Origin of the sequence: Polymorphospora sp. A560 (assembly GCF_045781765.1) — a bacterium.
GTDB lineage: Bacteria > Actinomycetota > Actinomycetes > Mycobacteriales > Micromonosporaceae > Polymorphospora > Polymorphospora lycopeni.
The window spans coordinates 5,281,097-5,302,659 of the sequence record NZ_CP122282.1 but is presented as its reverse complement, the minus strand read 5'-3'; the positions used below and the strand labels follow the sequence as shown (position 1 = coordinate 5,302,659).

The 21,563-nt window shown below is 70.5% G+C and carries 24 protein-coding genes; 14 read left to right on the top strand and 10 right to left on the bottom strand.

Annotation, left to right across the window (positions count from 1 at the left end; translation table 11 throughout):
* Positions 1-132 precede the first annotated feature (132 nt).
* Positions 133-1,446 carry a hypothetical protein gene (locus QCD66_RS23575; protein WP_375734603.1) on the bottom strand — a complete coding sequence of 438 codons (1,314 nt, stop codon included), beginning with the start codon at positions 1,444-1,446 and terminating at the stop codon, positions 133-135.
* Positions 1,447-1,706: 260 nt separating this feature from the next.
* Here QCD66_RS23575 and QCD66_RS23570 point away from each other — a divergent pair, with 260 nt between their 5' ends.
* Entirely contained in the window at positions 1,707-2,972 is a 1,266-nt protein-coding gene (locus tag QCD66_RS23570; protein ID WP_375734604.1) for an NAD(P)/FAD-dependent oxidoreductase, read from the top strand.
* 103 nt (positions 2,973-3,075) lie between these two features.
* On the opposite strand, the gene QCD66_RS23565 is transcribed toward QCD66_RS23570, so the two are convergent.
* Entirely contained in the window at positions 3,076-3,654 is a 579-nt protein-coding gene (locus tag QCD66_RS23565) for an AAA family ATPase (RefSeq protein ID WP_364212771.1), read from the bottom strand.
* A gap of 290 nt (positions 3,655-3,944) precedes the next feature.
* Here QCD66_RS23565 and QCD66_RS23560 point away from each other — a divergent pair, with 290 nt between their 5' ends.
* Positions 3,945-4,337: a hypothetical protein gene (locus QCD66_RS23560; RefSeq protein WP_364212769.1), complete on the top strand. Its 393-nt coding sequence runs from the start codon at positions 3,945-3,947 to the stop codon at positions 4,335-4,337.
* Between the two features lie 184 nt (positions 4,338-4,521).
* Here the strand turns inward: QCD66_RS23560 and QCD66_RS23555 are convergent, their stop codons facing one another.
* Positions 4,522-6,048: an alpha/beta hydrolase-fold protein gene (locus QCD66_RS23555; RefSeq protein ID WP_375734605.1), complete on the bottom strand. Its 1,527-nt coding sequence runs from the start codon at positions 6,046-6,048 to the stop codon at positions 4,522-4,524.
* Positions 6,049-6,450: 402 nt separating this feature from the next.
* Here QCD66_RS23555 and QCD66_RS23550 point away from each other — a divergent pair, with 402 nt between their 5' ends.
* Complete coding sequence (locus QCD66_RS23550) at positions 6,451-7,188, top strand: FadR/GntR family transcriptional regulator (protein WP_375734606.1); 738 nt, start codon at positions 6,451-6,453, stop codon at positions 7,186-7,188.
* 49 nt (positions 7,189-7,237) lie between these two features.
* On the opposite strand, the gene QCD66_RS23545 is transcribed toward QCD66_RS23550, so the two are convergent.
* Both QCD66_RS23545 and QCD66_RS23540 read right to left on the bottom strand, forming a co-directional pair.
* Complete coding sequence (locus QCD66_RS23545) at positions 7,238-8,110, bottom strand: alpha/beta fold hydrolase (RefSeq protein WP_375734607.1); 873 nt, start codon at positions 8,108-8,110, stop codon at positions 7,238-7,240.
* Between the two features lie 195 nt (positions 8,111-8,305).
* Positions 8,306-9,583, bottom strand: a complete 1,278-nt coding sequence (locus QCD66_RS23540; RefSeq protein ID WP_375734608.1) for an MFS transporter — start codon at positions 9,581-9,583, stop codon at positions 8,306-8,308.
* A gap of 303 nt (positions 9,584-9,886) precedes the next feature.
* On the opposite strand from QCD66_RS23540, the gene QCD66_RS23535 reads away from it, so the two are divergent.
* Positions 9,887-11,119 carry a trypsin-like serine peptidase gene (locus tag QCD66_RS23535; RefSeq protein ID WP_375734609.1) on the top strand — a complete coding sequence of 411 codons (1,233 nt, stop codon included), beginning with the start codon at positions 9,887-9,889 and terminating at the stop codon, positions 11,117-11,119.
* An 82-nt stretch (positions 11,120-11,201) separates the two neighbouring features.
* Here the strand turns inward: QCD66_RS23535 and QCD66_RS23530 are convergent, their stop codons facing one another.
* Positions 11,202-11,459 carry a hypothetical protein gene (locus QCD66_RS23530; RefSeq protein ID WP_375734610.1) on the bottom strand — a complete coding sequence of 86 codons (258 nt, stop codon included), beginning with the start codon at positions 11,457-11,459 and terminating at the stop codon, positions 11,202-11,204.
* A gap of 24 nt (positions 11,460-11,483) precedes the next feature.
* Between QCD66_RS23530 and QCD66_RS23525 the strand changes: the two genes are divergently transcribed.
* Entirely contained in the window at positions 11,484-11,606 is a 123-nt protein-coding gene (locus QCD66_RS23525) for a hypothetical protein (protein ID WP_375734611.1), read from the top strand.
* A gap of 82 nt (positions 11,607-11,688) precedes the next feature.
* Here QCD66_RS23525 and QCD66_RS23520 read toward each other — a convergent pair whose 3' ends face one another.
* Entirely contained in the window at positions 11,689-12,312 is a 624-nt protein-coding gene (locus QCD66_RS23520; protein WP_375734612.1) for a LysE family transporter, read from the bottom strand.
* A 70-nt stretch (positions 12,313-12,382) separates the two neighbouring features.
* Between QCD66_RS23520 and QCD66_RS23515 the strand changes: the two genes are divergently transcribed.
* From QCD66_RS23515 to QCD66_RS23505, 3 genes are all read left to right on the top strand, one after another.
* On the top strand, positions 12,383-12,802 hold the full coding sequence (locus QCD66_RS23515) for an Lrp/AsnC family transcriptional regulator (RefSeq protein ID WP_364212745.1): 420 nt from the start codon (positions 12,383-12,385) through the stop codon (positions 12,800-12,802).
* A 207-nt stretch (positions 12,803-13,009) separates the two neighbouring features.
* On the top strand, positions 13,010-14,269 hold the full coding sequence (locus QCD66_RS23510) for a cytochrome P450 (RefSeq protein ID WP_375734613.1): 1,260 nt from the start codon (positions 13,010-13,012) through the stop codon (positions 14,267-14,269).
* 239 nt (positions 14,270-14,508) lie between these two features.
* Positions 14,509-15,087, top strand: coding sequence for a dihydrofolate reductase family protein (locus QCD66_RS23505; RefSeq protein ID WP_375734614.1), 579 nt, complete (start codon positions 14,509-14,511; stop codon positions 15,085-15,087).
* On the opposite strand, the gene QCD66_RS23500 is transcribed toward QCD66_RS23505, so the two are convergent.
* Positions 15,069-15,779: a helix-turn-helix domain-containing protein gene (locus QCD66_RS23500; protein ID WP_375734615.1), complete on the bottom strand. Its 711-nt coding sequence runs from the start codon at positions 15,777-15,779 to the stop codon at positions 15,069-15,071. The genes QCD66_RS23505 and QCD66_RS23500 overlap by 19 nt on opposite strands.
* Between QCD66_RS23500 and QCD66_RS23495 the strand changes: the two genes are divergently transcribed.
* On the top strand, positions 15,778-16,101 hold the full coding sequence (locus tag QCD66_RS23495) for a non-reducing end alpha-L-arabinofuranosidase family hydrolase (protein WP_375734616.1): 324 nt from the start codon (positions 15,778-15,780) through the stop codon (positions 16,099-16,101). The genes QCD66_RS23500 and QCD66_RS23495 overlap by 2 nt on opposite strands.
* 255 nt (positions 16,102-16,356) lie before the next feature.
* Entirely contained in the window at positions 16,357-16,935 is a 579-nt protein-coding gene (locus tag QCD66_RS23490) for a hemerythrin domain-containing protein (protein ID WP_364212739.1), read from the top strand.
* 35 nt (positions 16,936-16,970) lie between these two features.
* On the opposite strand, the gene QCD66_RS23485 is transcribed toward QCD66_RS23490, so the two are convergent.
* Positions 16,971-17,615, bottom strand: a complete 645-nt coding sequence (locus tag QCD66_RS23485; RefSeq protein ID WP_364212736.1) for a response regulator transcription factor — start codon at positions 17,613-17,615, stop codon at positions 16,971-16,973.
* Positions 17,616-17,864: 249 nt separating this feature from the next.
* Between QCD66_RS23485 and QCD66_RS23480 the strand changes: the two genes are divergently transcribed.
* The 4 genes from QCD66_RS23480 to QCD66_RS23465 all read left to right on the top strand — a co-directional run bounded on the left by QCD66_RS23480 (position 17,865) and on the right by QCD66_RS23465 (position 20,891).
* Positions 17,865-18,524 (top strand): ATP-binding protein, encoded by a 660-nt coding sequence (locus QCD66_RS23480; protein ID WP_364212733.1) that lies wholly within the window; start codon positions 17,865-17,867, stop codon positions 18,522-18,524.
* Positions 18,472-19,329: a manganese catalase family protein gene (locus QCD66_RS23475; protein ID WP_364212730.1), complete on the top strand. Its 858-nt coding sequence runs from the start codon at positions 18,472-18,474 to the stop codon at positions 19,327-19,329. Before QCD66_RS23480 ends, QCD66_RS23475 begins: the two co-directional genes overlap by 53 nt.
* Before the next feature lie 62 nt (positions 19,330-19,391).
* The gene (locus tag QCD66_RS23470) at positions 19,392-20,498 is read left to right on the top strand and encodes a putative manganese transporter (protein ID WP_375734618.1); all 1,107 of its coding nucleotides are present in this window, start codon (positions 19,392-19,394) and stop codon (positions 20,496-20,498) included.
* 45 nt (positions 20,499-20,543) lie between these two features.
* Complete coding sequence (locus QCD66_RS23465; protein ID WP_375734619.1) at positions 20,544-20,891, top strand: hypothetical protein; 348 nt, start codon at positions 20,544-20,546, stop codon at positions 20,889-20,891.
* Here QCD66_RS23465 and QCD66_RS23460 read toward each other — a convergent pair.
* Complete coding sequence (locus QCD66_RS23460; protein ID WP_364212721.1) at positions 20,881-21,378, bottom strand: hemerythrin domain-containing protein; 498 nt, start codon at positions 21,376-21,378, stop codon at positions 20,881-20,883. The genes QCD66_RS23465 and QCD66_RS23460 overlap by 11 nt on opposite strands.
* Positions 21,379-21,563: the final 185 nt, after the last annotated feature.

Sequence of the window (21,563 nt, the reverse complement as noted above, 5' to 3'; positions counted from 1 at the left end):
GCACCGACGACAACTGCCGGCTGTGGGTCGAACAGGCCGGCACCGGGCGGCGACCTCGCCGTATGGCGCCCAAGGCCATGACTCGAACAGCCTGGGCGGGGCCACGCAGGCTTTGCGCGGCCCCGTCGGAACCTACGCCAGCGGGGTGGTGCGGGTGCCGTGGCGACGGCGGCGGGTGAGCACCAGCAGGGTGGCGCCGACCAGGACCACACCGGCGCCGGCACGGGTCAGCAGGGCGGTGTTCCCGCCGGTCACCGGCAGGCCGCCACCGCCACCGGAATCCACCGCGGTGAACACGGTGAACGTGTCGGTGTTGTCGCTCGGATCCCGGTCCGGCGCAGCCTCCGGGTCGGCACGTACCGGGCTCGCCTGCTGAGGCAGTTCGGCGGGGACGTTCCGCGAGGTCTCCTCGTCGACCAGCGCCCGCACCTCCAGCCGTCCACCTGGCAGGTGCGCCGGGGCGGGCGCGGACTTCGCCACCCGTACCGGGAACCGGAACCGCAGCCCCGAATACCGGTCGTCGTTCGGGTCGGTGTCGTCCTTGGCCGGGATGAGTGACAGGCCACGGTAGACGCAGGTGGCCTCGCGGCGGCCGGCGCCGTAGTCGCACCCGGACACGTCGCCCTCGAAACTGACGTGCTCGGGCAGCCGGACTGTCAACTCGATCTCGCGGACCACTGTCCTGCCCTGGTTGCCGATCTCGAACCGCAGGTCCCCCCGCCCACCCGGGACGACCGTGCCGACCCGCCCGGAGGCGTCGGCTGGTACGTCCCGGGCCAACGCGTACAGATCCGCGCCGACGACCGCGTCGCTGCCGGTGAGCCGGCTGAACACGCTGTTGTTGGCCGGCACCGGATCGGTCCCCCCGTGCCAGACGTACGTGGTGAACTCACCGAACGTGGCGATCACACCCCCGCCGAAGATCGGGAACGCCATGTCGAGGGTCAGCGACCGGCCCGGCCCCAGGTCCGGCAGGTCGCACTCCGTGCCGACGGGCACCAGACGGTGGCCGGGCGGGATCGTCGGCATCGGCGACGTCACCGGCCCGGGCCGGTCACACCAGGTGATCTCGCCCGCGTCGGTGGATTCGCCGTCGACCCAGCCGACCAGCCGCAGCCGGATGCCGGTGGCGGTGGCCGGGCCGTGGTTGGTGACCTTCAGAGTGGCGATCTTGCGTTTCACGGGGTTGGTGACCGTAAGGCCGCGGGCGGTGACCGACAGGTCGGCCGAACCGCTCGCCACGGCGGTCGCGGTGCCGGCCGTTCCAGCCGGGGGCGCGGTGTCCGTCGTCGCGGTGTCGGCCGTCCCGCCCGGCGTGGGGTCGGCCGGTGCGCCCGGTGGGGACCCGGGGGCCGCCGAGGCGGCGCTCGCGGCTCCGGCGACCAGGCCGGCGAGGAGCAGCATCGCGGCTCCGGCGCGGTGGAACAGGGGACGGGTGTCACTCATGAATACGCACTGTAACCAAGATCGTACGGTGGCGTTGTCCCGTGCCGGCCGCTGCGTAATCTCCCATCTGCGGGCGTCGGCTTGCCGATGGTTGCCGAGGCCCGGCAACGAGCGGACCTGTTTGTTGACCGGGAGTCGCCCCTGTCGACCGGGGTGACTCCCGGCGCACGCTGGTGGTTCCATGCGCTGTTCCCGACTCCGTCAGGAGGCGGTGAACACCCGCCGTCCGGTGGTCCAGCGTTCGCACAAGGAGAGATGAGATGCCCGCCACCACGTCCGGCAACCCCGCACCGCGACACGTTGCCGTCATCGGCGCGGGAATGGTCGGCCTGGCCACCGCATGGTTCCTGCAGGAGCGGGGGATCGAGGTCACCGTTCTCGATCGGGACGACGTGGCCGCCGGCGCCTCGTGGGGCAATGCCGGCTGGCTGACACCCGGCATCACCACTCCGCTACCGGAACCGGCGGTGCTCCGGTACGGTCTGCGCGCCCTGCTGAGCCCGGCATCGCCGGTTTACGTTCCGCCCCGTGCGGATCCGCACCTGCTGCGTTTCCTGGCCGGGTTCGCGCGGCACAGCACCGCCGGCCGGTGGAAGACCGCGATGCGCGCCTACATCCCGATCAACCGACGCGCGTTCGAGGGCTTCGACGCCCTGGAGGCCGGCGGGGTCGCGTCGACGGTCAACGAGGCGAAGTCCTTCATCGCCGCATACCGGACCGAGACCGAACGGTCGAACCTGCTGGACGAGTTGGAACACATCCGCTCCGCCGGACAGGAAATCGAATTCGACGTCCTGACCGGCGCCGGGGCACGCGAGCTGGAGCCGGCACTGTCCGATGACATCGGCGCCGCCATCCGCCTCCACGGCCAGCGATTCGTCGACCCGGGGCACTACGTTCACGCGCTCGCGGCCTCGGTCCGGGCGCGGGGCGGCTCGCTGATGCCGAAGACGGACGTCGTGGAGATTCGCGATGACAGGGCGGGGGTGCGGGTCGTGACCGGGGCCGGCCCATCTGACAGATATGACGCGGTGGTACTGGCCGGTGGTGCGTGGATCGGCAAGCTGGCACGCCGCTTCGGGGTCCGGACGACCGTACAGGCCGGTCGTGGATACAGCTTCAGCGTCGGGATCGAACATCTCCCGGCCGGCCCGGTCTACTTTCCCGCGCAACGGGTAGCGTGCACTCCGCTGGGAGACCGCCTCCGGGTAGCCGGGATGATGGAATTCCGTTCGGCCGACGCGCCCCTCGATCCGCGACGCATCGCGGCCATCGCCGACGCGGCACGCCCGCTGCTGAGGAACGCCGACCTGAACGCCCGCACCGACGAGTGGGTCGGCGCCCGTCCCTGCACCCCTGACGGAATGCCCCTGATCGGTCCGACCAGGTCACCGCGGGTCTACCTGGCGGGCGGCCACGGCATGTGGGGTATCACCCTCGGCCCGATCACCGGCAAGCTGCTGGCCGAGCAGATCGCCACCGGCAGACAACCCGCCGAGACCCGCCCTTTCACCCCGCTCCGGTGAGGCCTGTCCCGTCGAGGCCACCTGTTCGAGTTGCCGGCCGTCGACAATGCGCACGGTGGTTCGCGGACGGATCCGGCGATGGCCGGACGGGGGGCGTGGGCGGTTACCGACCGCTGGTCGTCGCGGACGTCACCGGAGCAGAAAGGTTCAGGCATTCGAGTACGAACCGCAGTCGGTTGCGCGGGTCGACGCGAGGCAGTTCGATCAGCTGGTAGCCGCGCCGGCTGTAGGCCTCGACGATCGCCTCGGAGGTCTGCCGCGCCTCCACGAGGGTCTGGCGTCGCTCGGCATCGTTGCGGTAGATCTCGGGCCACCACGGCGCGAGGAAGACCTGAGGCCGGTACCGGAAGGCCGCGATCGCGGCCTCGACGTGTGGGGGTACCGGGCCTGAGGCCAGCCGGTAGTGGGCCGCCAGGCTCGGCAGCGCGTGGTCGAAGAACACCGGCTCCGGCTGGTTGAGCGCCCAGCGGTAGGAGCGCAGATCCCAGCACAGGTTCAGTTCGGCGCGTAGCGCCGGGTCGGCCACGGCCGGCCCACCGATTGCGGTCTGATCTTGGATGATCGCCCGCCCGGCCTCCGGTGCGGTGGCGAACCCAGCCTCGTGCAGCAGGCTGATCAGAGTGGTCTTGCCGGATCCGGGACCGCCGGTGATGACGACCAGGCCGTTCTGGGGAGAGGTCACGATGCTTCCGTTCTCGTGGGTGGGATCCGCGCGGCGGCATGCCTGCGGGAGGGGCGACGTTCGCGGCAGGGAGGAAACGCCAGCGGGGGACGGGTCCACAGAGAGCTGACCGGCCGATCTGCGCGGCGATGAAGGTCGATCGCCAGCGTGAGGCAGAGGCCCAAGTCCCGACGGCGGCGAGCACACGCCGTCATTCACCAACTTGCCATACCCGGAGAATTCTACCGCCACCGACGGATGGCACTCGTCGCGGTCATCGCAAGGTATGGATGGGGTTGTATATTTCCGCCATGGCTTCTCGGGTGCGCCTCGTGGTCCTTGCCGTACTTGGTGTGATGGCGGTGGTGTTCGGTGCCGCACCGGCGAGCGCGGTGCCGGCGGACGAGCCGCCACTGTTGTGCCTCGTCACGACCTCGACGGTCGCGTGGGACGGCGGCTACCAGGTGGACGTCACGATCAAGAACATCAGCTCCGGCCGGATCACGTGGCGGGGCAAGGTCGCGCCGCCGACCGGGACCATCACCGGGTGGGGCGCCACGTTCAACGGGGTCGGCGGCCAGCACACCATCGACCCACCCGCCCACGCCCCCGTACTCGGATCCAATGCCATCTCCAAGTTCGGCTACACCGGTACGGGCAGCAGCGTGGCCCTGCCCACGATCACCTGCAAGACGTCCGCCTGAGACCAGCGGTTCAACTGCCCGGACTTCGCCCACCCGGTCGCGATGGACCGATGTTGTCGCTGGCATCGACCGATGTCAAGGTGATCCCAGGCGTCACCCGCGTCTTCACGGCAGGCAGATGTGACGACGGCCCGTGGCAGCCCCCTCGTCGGGGTGCCGCCACGGGCCGGGTGCGGGCGTCGGATCAGCCGGCGTTCGCCGTGCTCTCCGATGCGTTGTACAGGCTGTCGCCCTGGTAGCGGGCGGTCACCGGCTGGTCGAGGCCGCCGCTGACCGTGCCCTTGAACTGGGCGACCCCGTTACGGACCGGCGCGGAGCCGAGGTACGTGTCGCCGGCGTAGAAGTCGACCTTGCCGGACGGCGCGCGGTCACTGATCGTCACAGAGTCGACCTCGGCGGTCGCGGTGACCTTGGTACGGTGCGAGTTGCCGGCCGGGGTGCTGTCGACGTCCAGGCTCGTGGTGGTGGTACGGAACGCCACGGTACGCAGGTAGTCGTTGAGCATCTGCCGCCAGATGTCCCAGACGTGCACACCGTCGACGTTGTGCTCGGTTACCTCGATGCCGGCCGCGCGCCAGGCCTCGGTCCGGGCGACCGAGTTCGGGGCGATGTTCGCCAGCCAGTCCTGCAGGCCGGTGCCGACGTGGATGCCGCCGGGCACCGCCTTCAGCCGGTCGACCTGCTCCTGCGTCGGCGTCACCGCGCCGCCGGCGGCACCCCAGGCGGCGTGGTAGCCGACCAGGTCGGTGTTGTCGTAGAGGAGCGTGAGGGCGCGGGCGCCGCCCGCCGAGAGTCCACCGAAGGCGCGGTCGACGGCGCGGGTGGAGACGTTGTAGTTCTGCTCGACGAAGGGGATGACGTTGTCGCGCAGCTCGTCGACGTAGCCCTGGTTGCCGTTCGGCAGGCCGTTGAAGTCGGTGGAGACGATGACCATCTGCTGGGCCGCGCCGTCCCGTACGGCGTTCTCCAGGATCTGGTGGGCCACGCCCTCGACGGTCCAGTCGGTGGCGTTACCGCCGCCGCCGTGGCTGAGGTACAGCGTCGGGTACGGGGTCGAGCGCTTCGGGTCGTAGCCGTGCGGCAGGTAGACGACGACGTCGTGCTTGCCCGCCGGGCTGGTCGACAGCGGGGAGTCGTACCAGCGCTGCTCCAGCTTGCCCGCCTTGTTGGCGGCGACCGGTGCCTGGTAGTCGTTGTCGTAGCTGGGGAAACGCTTGCTGTTCGGGACGTAGACGCGGCTGAGCAGTGCGCCGGTGGCCTCGTCGTGGGGCAGCACCTCGAGCGGGTTGGCCGGGTCGGGGTGCAGGGTGCAGCCGCTGGCGGTGGGGCTGCTGCAGTCGTGCGTGAACGCGTACCGGAAGGTGCCGGACGGCAGCGGCGTGGTGAACGTCCACACGCCGTCCGCGCCCTTCTCCATCGGCAGGGTGCGCCACGGGTCGGCCACGATGTCACCCGGCTGCCACTGGGCGCCGGGCCGGGCGTCACCGCAACCCTGGCAGGTGACGCTCTCCGCCTTGGAGAACCACCACTCGCCGTAGATCTGGACCGACTCGACGCCGGCCGGGGCCTGGTATCTGAAGGTGACCGAGTTGCCGGTCGGTGCCTGGTTGGTCTGGACGACCTTCGGCCCGAGATCCGAAGCCGGTGCGGCGGTCGCGGCGGGGGCGGCGAGGGCGCCGGCGGCGGCCGTCAGGCCGGCGGCGAGCGACACGGTCAGTCCTCGCCGGAGTCGGCGTGCCGGCGCTGGTTGTGGGTGTGTAACGGGCATGTGCCTTCCCTTCATCGGCTGGTCGACCGAAGCGTTCGGGGGATGCCGCTCCGGGGACCGGTGGTGGACGTGGCGAGGTGACGGTTCGCCCCGGCCGCGGGTGAGCCCGTCCACATCGTTCGGTGTGGGCGTGGGCGGCCATGGCCGTCGGACCCGTCGCGGTGCGCGGTCGCGTCGGGTCGTCGGGCGTCGTCCACCTGGTGGTTGGCATGATCGTCACACAAAGGTGTTACCTTTGTAAATAGAAAGGTAACACCTTTGAGAATGCTGGGGCCGGTCGCCGGACCGGGCCGCGGCGGGCGCCCGCTAACCTCTTCGCAGGACGGAGTGATCGGGGATCCCTTGATGGCCGAGGCGAGTCGCGACGCGGCGCGGGCCGCGGCGCCGGTGATGCACGGCGCTGTGCTCGATGCCCTCGGGCTGGAAATCACCGGCGGGCAGCACGCCCCCGGTACCGCACTCACCCTGGAACACCTGCAACAGCGCTTCGGCGTCTCGCGCACCGTGATGCGGGAGGTGATGCGCATCCTCGAATCGCTGAACCTGGTCGCATCCCGCCGCCGTGTCGGCCTGGTGGTGCAGCCGATGCACCGGTGGCGGGTGCTCGACCCACGGGTCATCCGCTGGCGTCTCGACGGCCCCGGCCGCGCCGACCAGCTACGTACCCTCACCGACCTGCGGGTGGCCGTCGAGCCACTCGCCGCCGCGGGCGCCGCCCGGCACGCCACCGCCGACGTGCGCGAGCGGCTGTGCACGTTGGCCACACGGATGCGGCAACTCGGCGAGGCGGGCGAACTCGACGCGTTCCTGGCCGCCGATGTCGAGTTCCACGCGCTGCTGCTGCAGGCGTGCCTCAACGAGATGTTCACCGCGCTGACCGGCGTGATCGCCGAGGTGCTCGCCGGACGGACCGAGCACGGCCTGATGCCGAAATGTCCCCGGCCGGTGGCGCTCGACCTGCACGACCGGGTCGCGGACTGCGTTGCGGCCGGCGACGCCTGGGGCGCCGAGACCGCGATGCGCGAGCTGGTCGAAGAGGTGCGCGACGCGATCAGCACCACCCCGAAAGCCGCCGCCGGCTGACCGGTCCGCTTCCTACGGGCTCATCCCGGACGCGGGCCGGTCACCCGCCTCACCGGTCTTCGTCGAGCGTCTGCCGCAGGGTCACGGCGAACGCGTCCGGCTCGCCCGCCCAGCCGAACTCCCCGCCGAGGAAACCGCCGTGGTGGCTGGGGAAGACCACTGCCTTCGTGCCGAGCCGGTCGGCGACGGCGAGCCCGCTGCGGTGGGCCATCTCGCCCTCCGACTCGGCCCCGACGCCGACCACGATCCGGGTCGACGCCGCCCGCAGCGCCTCGAAGTCGTGTTCGTGGTGCGTGCAGGTGACGAGGTTCTGCCGGAACATCACGTCGTCACGGGAGCCGTCGTCGTCGGTGGGCAGGCCGAACGCGGCCGGATCGGGCGCCGGCCGGCCGGTGTAGTCGGCCGGGATCTCGCCCCGGAAGCCGCTGAGCGCCATGAACCTCGCCATTCCCGCACCGAAGCCGTCCTGTTCGTATGCCCGACGGACGTCGGCGATCGCGGCCAGCGCCGGCTCCCGATCCGGCAGCACCTGGGCGGCGGGAGGCTCGTGCGCCACCAGGAGGCGCACCTGCTCCGGGTGCCGGGCCACCAGCACGAGCGCGTTGGCGGCACCGCCGCTGCTGGCGAAGATGTCGACCGGGCCGCCACCGAGGGCCTCGATCACCCGGTGCAGGTCGTCTGCGTGCTGCTCGGGTGTGGACTCGCCGCCGGGTTCGACGCGCGTGCTGCGTCCGGCCCCGCGCGGGTCGACGGTCACCACCGTACGGTCCGGGAAGTGGGCGGCGAGGCTGGTGAAGCCGGTGGCGTCCATCGGGGACCCGATCATCAGCAGCGTCGGTGCCGCAGCCGCCGTGCCCTCGCGGACGTCGTAGTGCAGAGTCGCCCCCGGCACGTCCAGGGTGTGGGTGCTTGCCTCGGTCATGGTGCGGCCTTCCATATACGTGAAGATGATGGGACGGTCGGCTTGGCCCGCGACGGGACCCGCAGGACGCGGTCGAGCGATTCGACGCGAAGCTATCACCCGCCACCGACGGAAACCGCGCTGTTCGACGGCTTCCACCCACGGGGCGACCCCTTCCCGGGCCGCCGGGGCGGGCCGCCGTCGGCATCCGGTGGGTTACGACGAGCCAGTCGGCTGGGGCTGCTTCGCCGCGTCGGGGGCGGTCGTCGGCGGTGCGGTGCAGCGCCGGAACTCGGGCAGCGCGAGCGCGATCAGGGCGGTTCCGGCGACGACCGCCGATCCGCCGATGAAGGCACTGGCGGCGGGGGAGACGAGCGAGGCGACCGCGCCGGCCCGGAAGTTGCCCAGGTGCGGCACGCCGGCGCCGACGACGAACTCGGCCGCGCCGACCCGGCCGCGGTAGTTGTCCGGGGTGGCGAGTTGGACCAGCGCGGTCTGCATGATGACACTGAGTACGTCGGCCACCCCGGCGACGACGAGCAGGGCGAGCGCCAGCCACAGGTACGTCGTCAGCCCGAAGCAGGCCAGGCTCGCCCCCCACACCGCGGCGGCGACGAGGATGCCCCGGCCCGGCCGTCTGATCCGGCCGACCGGCCCGGACAGCAGCGCCCCGATGACGCCGCCGACCGCTGGCGCCGCGGTGAGCAGGCCGAGCGTCTGCGGACTGCCCCCGAAGTGGGCGGCGTTGATCGCCGGGAACAGGGCGAACGGCATGCCGAGCAGGGTGGCGTTGATGTCGGTGAGGAACGCGCCGGCAATCACCCGGCTGCGGCGGATGAAGCTCAGCCCTTCCCCGATCGCGCGCAGGTTCGGTCGCCCGGTCTCGCCCTCCGGCGGCATCGGCGGCAGCCGGAACAGGCCGTCGAACGCGGCCACGAACGTCAGCAGGTGGACGAGGTAGGCGACCGTGATGCCCCACCCGGCGACCAGCGCGCCCGCGACCATCGGGCCGGTGGTGAGGCTGGCGTGCATGGCGAGCATGTTGAGGGCCGCACCGGCGGGGACCAGGCGGGGGTCGAGCAGCCGCGCCAGGAACGTACGCCGGACCGGTCCGCCGACCGCGTTGACCGTCGCATTGGCTGCCACCAGCAGGTACAACAACCAGAGCTGCTCCAGGCCGGCGATCGCCTGCACGACGAGCCCGGCGGCGATGACCGCCTGGGCCACGCAGGCGACGAGCGCCAGCCGCCGGCGGTCCATGCTGTCGGCGATCGCCCCGCCGACAAGACCGAACAGGATCGCGGGCCCGGCGACGGCGAGGCCGACGGCACCGACCGCGAGCGAGGATTCGGTGAGGGTCCAGACCTGGAACGCGACCGTGAAGCTGGTCATCTGGCTGCCGAAAGCCGACAGCGTCGACCCGATCCACAGCCGGCGGAAGGCCGGTGCCTCCCGCAGCGGCGCCAGGTCGATCATGATCCGTCGCCACGTCATCGATCGCTACCGCCAGTTCCCGATCGTCGGGCCGCGGCCCGGGGAGATGTCCGGGAGACATGGTGGCGGTCGGACGGACCGAGATCCACGGATTTTCCGCCGCCGGAGCGGGAGCGGCCGGCGGCGATCGCCCTGCGTGCGGTCGCCGCGCGGTCCGATGTCGACGGTTCCGATCCCGGCGCGGTGGCGTCACGAAGTGGCGCACAGGGCACGAAGATATTGATAAACTTGCATGCATTGCCGCTCCTCGTGTAGTAAGGCGGGAAGCACGTCTGGGTGCTGGTTTCCTGGAGAGGAGCGACGATGAACCTTGCCTTACGCCGCCTGCGAACGGCGTCGGTGGCGCTCGCCGCCTGCACGCTCGGGCTGAGTCTGCTGCCGGTATCCGCCGCCGCCGAGGAGTACCCGGCCGCACCTCTTGCGCCGCAGTCACAGCGGGCACCCGAATCGGACCAGTTCTCGGCCGAGGGTGTCACCACGATCGGTGAACTACGCATCGTCGACGGCTCACTGTCCGCCGCCGGGGACAGCCGGACACAGCTCATCCAGCACCCCGGCGCGACGTACATCAAGGTGCACTTCAGCTCTCTGCAACTGGCTGACGGCGACTACGTCACCGTGTCGAGCCCCGATGGCAAGGAGAGCTACCGGTACGACCGCCACCTGAACCGGGCGACCGGCTCGGACTACACCACCGACGGGCAGCCGGGCTTCTGGGCGATGTCGGTGGAGGGTGACACCGCGGTGGTGACGCTGCACAGCAGCCGCCCCTCCCGTGGCAACGTGGCGACCGTCGACCGGTTCTGGCGCGGCTACGACCGCGCGGAGATCGCCCGGCACAACCCTTCCACGCAGTCTGTGTGCAGCACCGACGCCCGCCGCGACGCGGTCTGCTACCAGAGCAGTCACCCCACCGAATACGCTCGCGGCCGGGCGGTGGCGCGACTGCTGATCAGCGGCGGTGGGCTGTGCACCACCTGGCGGATCGGCAACACCAACCGCATGCTGACCAACAAGCACTGCTTCTCGACGCAGGCCCAGGTCAGCGGCAGTGAAATGCAGTTCAACTACCAGTGCGCCACCTGCGGCGGCGCGAACCCGGGCGCCGGCACCAAGGTGAGTGGCGCCACCCTCTACAAGGTGAGCAGCGGCGGATCGAACCAGCTGGACTACACCCTGTACTCCGTGAACAACTTCGCCAGCATCCAGAGCTTCGGCACGCTCTACCTGGCGACGACCGCCACCACCACCGGCACGCGGATCTACATCCCCGGGCACGGCGACGGCAGCCCGAAGCGGCTGTCGATCTACGAGGACAGCCAGGGCGGCCCGACGTGCACCGTGCGGAACGCGAACTACAACACCTGGAACATCAGCTACAGCTGTGACACCTCCGGCGGAAACTCCGGCTCGCCGGTGCTGAACGCCAACCACCAGGTCATCGCCCTGCACCACCTCGGCGGTTGCCCGTCGAACCAGGGCGCGAAGGCACACCTGATCTACAACGAGATCGCCAGCCTGATCGACAACGGCTGACGCCGGCCGGCCGCCACGCCTTCCGTGTCGGCGTGACGCCCCGCCACCCTTGCCGGGGTGGCGGGGCTGTCGCCGGCCGGGCTCAGCCCGCGTCGGCCACCTCGTCCCAGAATCCGCACTGGTGCGCGGCCCGGATGTCGATCGGAGTGACGCCGCCCGGCCCGGGGGCCAGCCGCAGCGCGTTGGCCCGGGCCGGGTCGTGGCGTGACCAGCGCGGGCCGTCCCGGTGGTTCGGGTCGCCCCGCTGGGCGTACCCGGTCCAGTAGTCGACCATCAGCGTGGAGAGCGCCTTCTGCTGCGGCGTGAAGGCTGCGGGGAGGCCGAAGCTGGCATCCGTCATCCGCAGGTACGGCAGCTCCGCGCCGTGGGTGGGGCCGGCCAGCGTGACTGGACCACCTACGGCGAGGAGATCGACCTCGACACGGCCGCGCACGAACTCGTCGTCGCCTTCCACCTCGCCACCCGGCGCGACCCCGGCGACCACTGAGCTTGCCCGCCACCCACGGTGCCGGTCGGGCGTCTGTCCCAGACGGTCTTCTCGGTGGCGGGCCATGCGGCGGCGGGGATGCTCAGAGGACCGCGCCGGTGACGATCAGCAGACCGAGGACGCCCACGACGGCATTCCCGACCAGCACGGTGACCCGCTGCGCGCCCCGTCCGGTGTGCGTCTTGAGAGTGCTCCCGACAGCGACGAGCAGGATCTGCCAGGCGACGGACGCGAGGCCGACACCGACGATGAACGCCGTGGACGTCGCGCGCGTCTGCGACACGGTGCCGAGCCCGGTGGTGATCGCCGCGAAGTAGACGAGGGTTGCCGGGTTGATCATCGTCAGGGCGAGGAACGCCGTGAACCTCCGTCGCGGACCCGGGGAACGGTCGGGCGCCGCGGGCGCTGCCGTGCTGGAGAGTCCACGGACGAGTCCACGGGCGGCGATGCCGACGAGGGCGAGGCCGCCCACGACGGCGGGCCAGGGCGCGAGCCCGGTGACGACAGGGGCGGTGACCGCTCCGAAGAGGACCGCGACGGTGCAGTAGACGACGTCGGCGGCGGCGACCCCCGCGGCCGCGGTCCAGGCCCGGCGGATGCCGTGCTGGACACCCTCCTTGAGCAGCAGGACGCCGATGGCGCCCAGGGGGACGGCGACGGCGAGGCCGGCGAGGATGCCGCTGAGGAACGCCTTACTGATCTCCATACCGGGCAACGATCGGCCATCCCGCCGGAAGCGGCAGAGATTTTCGCGGTGTGACGGCTAGATTTGTGGTGTGGATGCGGTGGACGAGCAGATTCTCAGTATCTTGCGGGCAGACGGCCGCGCATCGTTCACCGCGATCGGTCGCGAGGTGGGGCTGAGCACGAATGCCGTCGCGGCCCGGGTCCGCCGCCTGCGAACGGTGGGGGTGATCGCCGGATTCACGGTCGTGCTCGCCGACGCGCAGCCGGATCCGGCAGTGGGGATGGAGGCGTTCATCGACGTACGGCTGCATCAGGACCGGGACTCCGAGGAGTTCCTGACCTGGGTGAGACGTGTCTCGAGCGTGGTGGACGCCGTCCACGTGACCGGCCCCTACGACTACCTGCTGCGCGTCCGGGTGCGGGACATGCCCGCGCTGGACCGGCTGTTACGCGCGCTCAAGCGCGACGGCGGCGTCATGCAGACACAGACGAGGATGGCGCTGCGCTGACGTCGGTCGGTGCTGCCGACCCGCCCGGGGCACCCTTCACCGGCTGACCGCCATGGGGATGGCGTCCGACAGCGCACCGGGGCACACTGCGTACGTGCCCGGTGCGCGGCACCGTGGAACCACTCCCGTCCGTGGTGCCACACCGCCCGCTTCACGTGCGGGCACCGACCGTCCCGCCAGGCCCGGTACCGCCGCCGAGGAGTTACCGTGAACGAGCCCCGTACCCCCGCCCGGTACAGCGAGATCTTCCGCCTCGACGGCGTCGCCGACCCGTTCCCCGCTTACGCCGACCTGCGGCAGCGGGCACCGGTGCACCGGCTCGTCCAGCCCGACGGGGTGGAAACCTGGTTCGTGTGCCGGTACGAGGAGGCACGGGCGGCGCTGACCGACCCCCGGTTGGCCCATCACCTGAGCCACGCCCGTACGGCCCTCGAGTCCGCCGGTATCGAACTGACCGAGGAGCGGATCGAGTTCGGCGCCGCGCACCTGCTGCACAGCGATCCGCCGGACCATACGCGACTGCGCGGCGTGGTGAAACGCGCCTTCACCCCCGCGGCCATCGAGCGGCTGCGCCCCCGTGTCCAGCAGATCACGGACGATCTCCTCGACGGCATCGCCGACCGGGCCGGCGCCGATCTCGTGGAAACGCTGGCCCATCCGCTGCCGGTCCTGGTCATCTGCGAACTGCTCGGGGTGCCGGTAGCCGACCGGGACAGGTTCCGGGTCTGGGCGGAGGCGGCACTGACCCCGTCGTACGTCGAAAACCGGCCGATGACCAGGGCCGCGGGAGACGCGGCACTACGCGAATACCTCACCGAACTGGTCGAGCGAACCCGCCACGACGCGACCGTGGACGACGCCGCCTTCGATGACCGTCCGGACCTTCTCCGGACGTTGATCACCGCCCGGGACGAGCAGGGCCTGCTCGCCGAGCGAGAGGTCGTCGCGATGCTCTACCTGCTGCTGGTCGCCGGCTTCGAAAGCACCACCAATTTTCTCGGCAACACCATTCTGCGCCTGCTCCTGGAGCGGGTCAGCCTGGACCGTCTCCGTGACGATCCGGCACTGCTGCACGCCGCGGTCGAGGAGTCGCTGCGGCTGGACGGACCGGTCCAGCGCAGCACCCTGCGGACAGCCGTCCAGGATCTGACCATCGGCGGGGTGGCCGTACCCGAGGGGAGCGTCGTCAGTATCGGTCTGGCCTCGGCCAACCGGGACCGGACCCGCTTCGCCGACGCGGACGCCTTCCACCCCGACCGGTCCGACCAGGCACATCTGGCGTTCGGTCACGGTCGGCACTTCTGCCTCGGCGCACCGCTGGCCAGACTGGAGGGCGAGATCGCGCTCAGCTCGCTGCTGCGCCGCTACACCACCATTCGGCTGGCCGTCCGACCGGAAGAACTCAGATGGCGACATACGTTCCTCCGGGGGCTCACCACACTGCCCGTCGTGTTCACGGCGGATTGACGGGCACGGCAACCGCGTTCGCTCCATGGCTGGCCGCTGCCGACGTCACGACATGGCGGCCTCGATGCCCTCGGGTTCCGGATGACATCGCGCCGGCTTTCGTCGTTTCCGTACAAGACCGCCACGGTGGGCGCCGCCTAACCTGCCGTCAGTGCTGCGCCACGCCAGGTCAGGGTGGGGCAGCGGCCGATTGCCGATCTACCCGGCGACCCCGTCGCCCGGTTGCGAGGAGTACAACCATGCGTGATCTGGTTTATACCGCGTTCGTCTCGCTCGACGGCGTTGTGGACTCCCCGGGCGGTGGGCCGGGCGAGGAACACCGCAGCGGAGGCTGGGTGGTCAAGGACATCGAATTCCTGCCCGAGGCGTTCTCGCTCAAGGGCGAGGAACTGGAGCAGACCACGGCACTGATGTTCGGCCGCCGAAGCTACGAGGCGTTCGCGCCGATCTGGCGTGACTCGGACGACCACCTCGCCTACAAGGAACTGCCCAAGTTCGTGGTTTCGACCACGCTGCCCGAGGAAGCCCTCGTCGAGGGATGGGGTCGGACGACGATTCTGCGCTCGGTCGATGACGTCGCCGCGCTCAAGCGAAGCGAGGGCGGCGCGATATTCATTCACGGCAGCGCGGAACTCGCCCGCCGACTGTCGGAGGCGAAACTCATCGACCGGTACCACCTTCTCCTTTTCCCCGTTCTGCTCGGATCCGGCAAGAGCCTGTTCAGTAGGTCCGACCGGGACAAGCAGATGCTGACCCTCCGGTCGTCCGCCGCCTATCCCAACGGCGTCATGAAGCTCATCTACGACGTCGTCGGATGATCCAGATCCAAGGCGATCGCACCACCGGTGCCCGTACGCAGATCTCGGGCCGTACGCCCGACGTACCGGCGTAGCGCACGGGCCAGGTGGGGCTCGTCGAAGTATCCGAGCCTGACGACGACATCGGCGACCGGGACGCCGGCGGCCAGGATCGCCGCCGCCCGGCGTGCGCGCTCGATCTGTCGCACGGCGCCCCGGGTGAGCCCGGTCGCCGCCCGGAACCGGCGTTCGACCGTGCGCCCCGAGACCGCTGGACGGTGGGCCCGGCGGATCTCGGCGACGAGTGGGTCACGGACCACGGACCCGGAGCGGACCAGACGGTCGACCAAGGTCTCGGCGTCGTCGGCGCGGGGCGTCTCCCAGCGGACGCCGTCGAGCCGAAAGGTCCCGCGCGTGACCTCCGGAAGTTCGACGCCGCCGTCGACCAGGGCCGCCGTGGGCACGGCCCGCAGCGACGTGCCCACGGCGAATTCGATGCCGACGAACGTCGCGCCCTCCGGTACCGGTGCGGCGCCGGCACCGGTCTGCGGGCCGGAAATGCCGGCGTACGCCCTGCCCTCGTGCTCCCAGAACACCAGGCCCCAGCACGCCGTCGCAACGGAGGTCATCTCCGCGACCCGCTCGCTCGTACAGGTCCACACGGTGTCCACCCACGGGGAATGGGACGCGCGGGTGCCGAACCGTAGTCCCATGAGGGAAGGATGCCAGGCCACGGATGGCCGCCGCTGGTACCGGTCCTTCACCTCGAACGATCTCGCCGGCCAGTGGACACCACACCTGGCCACCGAGTCGAACCCGTTCGCCCGCTCCAACAACGTGACGTTCTCCGGCGCCGCATGGTCGCGCGACTTCAGCCACGGAGAACTCCTGCGGTCCGGAAACGACCAGACCGTGCCCATCAACCCCTGCCGGCTCCAGTTCCTCTACCAGGGCATCGACCCCAACGCCCGGGGCGACTACATCGCCCTGCCATGGCGCATGGGCCTGCTCACCCAAACCAACTCCACCTGCTGACCCAGCCAACGTGCCGCCCTGGCGCTTCCCGACGGCGAAGCGCCAGGGCGGTCGCCGAACCGGGTGCGGGCGCGGCAATGTCGCGCACCGATGAGAAGATCGCAGCACCGCCTACGGCGACGGCCGCACGAGGCACGACGACCGGCGCTGCAAGCCTGTCGGATCGCGAACGCCGGTGGAACGCATGGAACCTCCCGGTTCGGGAACAGACGGACACGACGTTCGGGACTGAGAAGCCGGAAGCGGGTGGCAAACGTGACGACAAATGTCAAGCACGACGTGGTCGATCTCCTGGTCGACCAGCACGGTCAGATCAAGAGCCTGTTCGGCCAACTCGCGCGGGCCGGGGGAACACAGAAGCGTGAACTGTTCGAGGACCTCGTCCGGCTGCTCGCGGTGCACGAGAGCGCCGAGGAGATCGTCGTACATCCGAGCGCCCGGCGCCGGATCGACGGGGGCGACTCGGTCACCGAGCGGCTCCGCCACGAGGAAGACCAGGCCAAGCACGAACTCCACGCCCTATACGAACTTGGGGTCGACCACCCCGACTTCGACGCGCGGCTGGCGAAACTCTCCGACGCGGTCATCGCGCACGCGACGCGGGAGGAGACCGAGGAGTTCCCGTCGCTACGGAAGAGCCTGTCCTCGGCCCAGTTGAGCCGGATGGCCGGCGCGTTGCGCGTGGCCGAGGCGACGGCCCCGACCCGGCCCCACCCGCATACGGGTGAATCCGCCGCGGCGAACCTGGTGGCCGGCCCGCCGCTGGCCGTCTTCGACCGGGTCCGGGACGCCGTACGCGACTGGCGCGAGAAGCACCGCGACCAGGAGGACTGACGCTCGCACCGGCAAGGCGGTGCCCCGGGGTAGGTCTAGAGCAGGCCGGCGCTGCCGGCGAGTGCCGCGGCCTCGGCACGGCTGGAGACCCTGAGCTTGCGCAACAGCGCGGCGGTCAACCGTTTCACGCTCCGTTCGGAGATGTGCAGCGTGTCGGCGATCTGCAACGTGCCGCTGCCCTGTGCGATCAGCCGCAGCAGCGCCCGCTCCTGGTCGTCGAGGATCGCCGCGACCGGACGGCCGGTCCGCGCCGGCGCGACGACCGCCGCCAACAGGTCCATGGGCAGCACCGACCATCCTTCGAGGGCGGCGAGAAGAGGCGGTAGAAGATCTTCGGGCTCGCTGCTCTTGGGCAGGTAGCCCTCGGCCCCCGCCCGCAGCGCCGCCACCGCGGTGTCGGTGTCGTCGATGCCGGACATCGCGAGGATCCGCAGGCCGGGACTGGTACGCCGGATCGCCATGATGGCACGGACCCCGCCGGGAGCAGGCATGTGCAGATCGACCAGAGCCAGATCGGGCAGGCATCCCCGGACGAGTGCGGCCGCCGTCGCGGCGTCGCTCGTCGTGCCCGCCACCTGGATCCGGCCGTTGCTGGTGGTGGGCAGCAGCAGTTCGAGTCCTCGGACGAACAGGGCGTGGTCGTCGACGAGCGCGATACGGATCGTCGCCGGGCCCGACATCCCGCGACGTTACCCCGGACGGGACTGACCATGCCGTCACGGCGGGCGGTCGGCGCCGTTGTCGCTCGGCTGCGGGGCCTCCGGGGCGCGAGTGTCGACGCCCGGCCCACCGACGGTGCGGACGCGCTGATGCTACGGGCGCTGTGCCACGAGTTACGAACCCCCATCAGCGCCCTCACGTCGTTGACGCGGGCACTCACCGACGATTCGCGACGGTTCACTGCCCAGGACCGGCAGGCGCTCCTGCGCTTGGCCAGAGACCAGGCCGCGCATCTCGACGGCGTGTGGCAACAGGCAGCTGCCCTGGCACGGGACGCCACGACCGGCGACGACGGCGCTCGGATCCCGCTGACCCAGGTCCTGCACGCGGTCCTCGCCACCGTGCCGTCAGAACGGGCCCGGCTGCATCTCAGCCCGCGCGCAGCAGACCGGCTGGTCGACGGCCAGCGCGTACGCCAGATCCTGATCAATCTTGTCGACAACGCCCTGCGGCACGGACCGGCGGGCGGACAGGTGTCGATCTCCGCCCGGATCCCCGCCGACGACCTGGTGATCGTGGTCGCCGACGAAGGTACGTCCTGCGCGGCCGTGCGCGCGATGCTGCGCCGGCGCGAGCCCTCGGCCGGCATGTCCGGTCTGGGGCTGTGGATCGTCGGGTGCCTGGTGGCCGCGCAGGGTGGACGTGTCCGGGCCTATCCACTGCGGCCGCGGGGCGTGGCGGTCGAGGTGGTCCTGCGTCACGGTCCCCGGGGCGGGCGGGTCCGACGATGGCCCCGGTGGGCCGCCGGTTGGCCCCGCCGGGCCAGCGAGATGGGAATGAGCCTGGTGTCTGCGATCCGTCACCGAGGAGGACACCATGTTCAGTCACGTCAAGGACCTGCAGTTCGAGGCCAAGCCGGACGCCCCTGACGCCGAATTCGCCAACCGTCTCCAGGAGGTGCTGGGGGGCAAATGGGGTGAGATGACGGTGGCCAACCAGTACCTGTTCCAGGGCTGGAGCTGCCGGTTGCCGGGCAAGTACAAGGACCTGCTGCTCGACGTGGGCACCGAGGAGATGGGGCACGTCGAGATGATCTGCACGATGATCGCCAGACTGCTGGACAGCGCGCCGCTGTCGGCCCAGGAGGCGGCGGCCGAGGACAACCCGATGCTCACCGCGATCTACAGCGGCTCGAACCCAGCGCACTTCATCCACGCCGGTGGCGGACCGCTGCCGGTCGACAGCAACGGCGTGCCGTGGAACGGCGCCTTCATCACCGCCAGCGGCAATCTGCTCGCCGATTTCCAGCTCAACGTCACCGCAGAGGCCCAGGGCCGGCTTCAGGTCGCGCGACTGTTCAACATGACCGACGACCCCGGCGTGAAGCAGATGCTGCGCTTCCTCCTGGCCCGCGACACCATGCACCAAAACATGTGGCTCGCCGCGATCGAGCAGCTCAAGCAGGACGGACTGGAAGAGATGCCGGTACCGGAGGCGTTCCCCGACGCCGAACAGGAGAACCGGTTCTCCTACCAGTACATCAATTTCTCCGAAGGGGAGGAAGCGGCCGAGGGCCGCTGGGCTTCCGGCCCCAGCCCGGACGGCAAGGGCGAGTTCAGCTACCAGGCGACGCCGACCGCGCACGCCCCCGCGCCGGTGCTCGCCCCGGCGGATCCGCGGCTGCACGGGACTCCGCCGCCCGCCCCCGTCGGTTCGTCCGGCGGTCGCCACTGACGCCGGCCGTGCCCGGCCCGGTGGACCACCGGGCCCGGCACGGCCCCGACCGGAGGGGGCCGATGATGGTCGAGCTTGTGGTCCGCCCGCTCGCGGACGCGTTCATGCAGGTCGGCGTGTACGTCGCCGTCCTGGTGGCGGTGTTCGGATGGCTGCGGTGGCGGTACGGCGATCGTGTCACCGACGGCCTCACCCGCCGTCCCCGAATCGGGCCGCTGGTCGGCGCGCTGCTCGGGGTCAGCCCCGGCTGCGGCGGCGCGATCATCCTGATGCCCCTCTACGCCCGGGGCAAGGTCTCGTTCGGTACGGTCGTCGCGGCCCTGACAGCGACGATGGGCGACTCGTCCTGGGTGGTCATCGCGGCGAACCCCGTCTTCGCACTGAAGATCCACGCACTGCTGTTCGTCGTGGGTCTGGCCACCGGATACGTGGTCGACCTGCTCGGAATCGATCCGGCGAAGGCTCTCGACGACCGTCCCGCCAAACACCCGATCAAGGAAACTCCCGCTCCGGCACAGCCGGCGGGCGCGCTCGCCGTCCTGGCCGACACGGTTCCCAGGCGGACCCGCCTGATGTCGGCCGCGTTCTGGGCGCTGACGATCCCGGGGTTCGTCGTGTCCGTACCCGTGGTCTTCCATGCCGTCGACCCGTCGCTCCTGGCCACCGCACTGGCTGGGATCGACCCGTACCTCGTCATCGGCTGCTGCGGAACCCTCGCCGCCGCGTTGATCTTTATGGCTGGCCGGGGACGCTTCGCCGACGACACCGTGGAGACCGCCGAGCCGCGCAGTGCCCGTGCCGCCCTGCGGCACAGTGCCCACGAAGCCTCCTTCATCACGGTCTGGGTCGCCGTCGCCTACCTCGGTTGGCAGGTGCTGAGCACGACGACCGGCTTCGACGGGACCCAGTTGGCCCTCACCGGAGTCCTCGGCGTGCTGCTCGGCGCCGTTGTAGGACTCATTCCCGGGTGCGCGGTACAGATCGTCTTCACCGGGCTGTACGTCAGCGGTGGGCTACCACTGCCGACCCTGGTCGCGAACGCGGTCAGCCAGGACGGGGACGCGCTCATCCCACTGGCCGTACTCCGCCGCAGATCCGCGGTGATGGCCACCCTCATCACCACCGTTCCGGCCGTCACCGTCGGCCTCGCCGTCCTGTGGCTCCTGTGAGGCGGCCTTGTGGTGGCTGCGGCGATGAACGAGAAGAGGTGCCCGATGCCCAGAACCGGCCCAACGACCGACGGTGGATCGATCCCGGTGGCCAAGCTCAGGTTCAAGCTCTGCGTACCGGTCGTCCTGTCGATCATGACGGCGCTTGCCGGATTCCCGTTGTGGTGGCAGGTCGGACTGCTGACGTCCGCGGCGATGATTGCCGCGGTGGCGGCGGCGCAGGGCGGACGTTCCCTGCTACGTCGCCTGCTGATGGGAGGGCTCGGGCCGATCCGCCCCACGAGCCGCGCCGGCGCCGTCCCGGCGCCGGTGTTCGGTGCTCGGCCCACGCGTCGTCCGCCCGAACCCAGCCCTGATCCCTTGGCCCGGTCGGAAGAACAGGTCAGGCCTTGACGGCCGCCATCGCCCGCTGCAACGCCCGCGGCGCCGTCGGCTTGCGGGGAGCCTTCTTCTTCAGCTCGACCATCCGGGCGCCGATGTCCTGCAACTGCTCGCGGCTGAGACCCTCACGAACCGTCGGGAACCATTCCTGCTCCTCCTCATCAAGGTGGTGGGTCACCGACTCGATGAGGACCATCGTCTTGGCCTCGAAGTTCTCGTCGTCGGGGTCCATCATGGCCAGTTCGAAGCTGAGGACGTCCGCCACGTGGTGTTCCTCGTACGACTCCAGGATCTCCTCGTCGAGGTCGGGCAGAAGCCGGCGCGTCTCCGGGTACATGCACTCGTTCTCGATGTAGGTGTGCACCGTGAGCGCCTCGAGAATCTGACCGACCAGCTTCACCTTCTTCGTCATGTCGTCCCCGGCGGCCTGGAACTCCTGGAACATGCGCCGCATCTGCTGGTGGTCGTTGGTCAGCAACTCGATGGCGTCGGTAGACACTGATATACACCTCTGACTGGTTGGTCGGTCCAGATCGTCATGCCGGCAGGATGAGGCGGCGAGGCCGGTAGTGCCCGGAAAGGCCTCGACCTCGCCCCCGTGCCTGCCCCACAGCTCCCGCCCGTCACGTTTTCCGAGGATGAGCGAACCATGGCCGACGGTCAGTCGTCAGGCGTATTCGGTGC